The following is a 1,928-nucleotide window of genomic DNA, read 5'->3' as shown; positions in this document are numbered from 1 at the left end:
GACGATGATTTGGATTTTTCCTTTTTTATGTCGAATTTTGAACATTATTTTACCCAGACTTTGTTATTGAACCATTAAAAATAATTCTACCGCGCTTCGCTTGCTAACCCTGGTTTTTTCAAAAATGGACAAAAAGCACGTCCATTTCGAAAAAAACCAAGGATTAAATTTGTTGCCCAAAAAAACTAAAATTAATGTTTTTTATTTTTATTTGCCTATAAACATTTTACTCATACTTCAAAATGCAACCAACTGAATATTCGGATAACATTCTCCCTTTTAATAGATTCTCCCTCATGGAGAGAATATGGATAATCTCCCAATATTTAATTCCTTTTCATTCATAATATTTATCCAATATTATTTAGATATCAAAATAGAGTGTTCTTCACCTTTATTTTGTTTGTACTTTTTCATCCCCTATTCTAAATTAATAATTTTTCTGTTCAATTTTTATAAACCTATTTACTCATTTACTAAGAAAGGTAGCAGTAGTTAACACAAAAACATTTTCCTTGATAAATTAACGTTTATGGGTACTTATAAAAAGAGGTTAGTAATTCTCCAAAAGGACCAAACAAAAATAGAATAGCGATGATCATAATAATACATGCAATCCAAAATAAGAAATTTTTCACTAAGCCATCTCCTTTGTTAAAAAAATTAATATACACATAGTTGTATTTACCCTTTATCTAAACTCAATCCTCACAAAATTAAAAAGTCCAATTATACAAAATATTACAAATATAATAATAACAACCAAATAAAAATCTTGAAGAGACTGTATAACTCCGAGTTGGTTCTCTGGTGTCATTGCATAAGCTGGTTGGGACCACGGATAATACTTTCCATACTTTGAACTGGATATAAAGACATTAGGCATAACAAAAGCAAAATTAATGGCTATTGGAAGAGCAAAATTTTTCAATCGAGTGGATAGCCAAAGTTGTATTGCAATTAATGGCAATGTTGCAAACCATCCTCCGAAAAACAGTTTTAATACACTTATAAAAGGGAAAATCCCCGAGACCCCCATTAATTTCCCAATTACAAAAAAATACCCAAATAAAACCGTATTTGTCAAACCGATTAGAGACCACGCCCAAATCATTTTGGATAAGTAAACTGCATTTTTAGAAATTGGAAAGGCCAGCAATTGCTCCCATCCTCCATATGCATGTTCAAAACGGCATAAGAGGGCAACAAACACACTGGATAAAACTGGGCACAAAACCATACCATACAAGAATTCTACTTGCGTCCAGGTGCCCATCCACCCAACCATGCCCACTTCCTCAAACACATGCAGATTTGTCGTATAGTTCATTACCCCAACAATTGTGAGAAAAAGCGGAAGAAGAAAAATCATTAGCCATATACTTGGATAACAGCGAATTTTTAACCATTCTGACCATAATATGCTTTTTAACATTCTGTTCCCCCTAAATCATTTCTTTTCTTGCAAATTGCAAAGATCCCAAACTAACTAAGATAAAACCAACGATTAAACTTATACCAATCCACTCCCAGTGAAAGGTTGGTGGTTTTACAATATGGGAAAAGTCTGTAATGATATTTTCTTCAGAAAGTGTGATTTGATAAGGAATAACCCAAGGAAAATATTTGGCAATACCAGGGGATGGCAACATAAATAATCCAGCTACAATTCCCAATCCACCTATAATAATAGGAATCGATTGATTTTTTATATTCATGGATATCCAAAGTTGAAAACTAATGAATGAAAAGGAACTAAGATAGGGAAACATCGTAAAGTGGAAGAGTCGAGACCAATCTAATGAGTCTCCGCCACCAAACATCATCCCGATTAACCAAAGGCCTAACATTAAAGCTAATTGCGATGTCTCGTAAATCCAAACAGTCCAAGGGCTAGAACGAAGGCATAAAAAAATTTTCCCCCAACA

At 33.1% G+C, this 1,928-nt stretch carries 2 protein-coding genes; both read right to left on the bottom strand.

What is annotated here, in order from left to right:
• Positions 1-691 precede the first annotated feature (691 nt).
• Complete coding sequence (locus AB1L08_RS22230) at positions 692-1,435, bottom strand: ABC transporter permease (RefSeq protein ID WP_164220057.1); 744 nt, start codon at positions 1,433-1,435, stop codon at positions 692-694.
• 10 nt (positions 1,436-1,445) lie between these two features.
• Positions 1,446-1,928, bottom strand: a 483-nt coding sequence (locus AB1L08_RS22225; protein ID WP_489686541.1) for an ABC-2 family transporter permease, incomplete at its 5' end; no start/stop codon positions are given.

It is taken from the genome of Siminovitchia jepli (assembly GCF_047228825.1).
Lineage (GTDB): Bacteria > Bacillota > Bacilli > Bacillales > Bacillaceae_C > Siminovitchia.
The sequence above is the reverse complement of the archived record's forward strand: the minus strand, read 5'-3'. Positions and strand labels throughout refer to the sequence as shown.

Coding starts and splice junctions, on each gene's coding strand:
- AB1L08_RS22230 (WP_164220057.1), bottom strand. CDS start 1,435: ATGTTAAAAAGCATATTATGGTCAGAATGGTTAAAAATTCGCTGTTAT.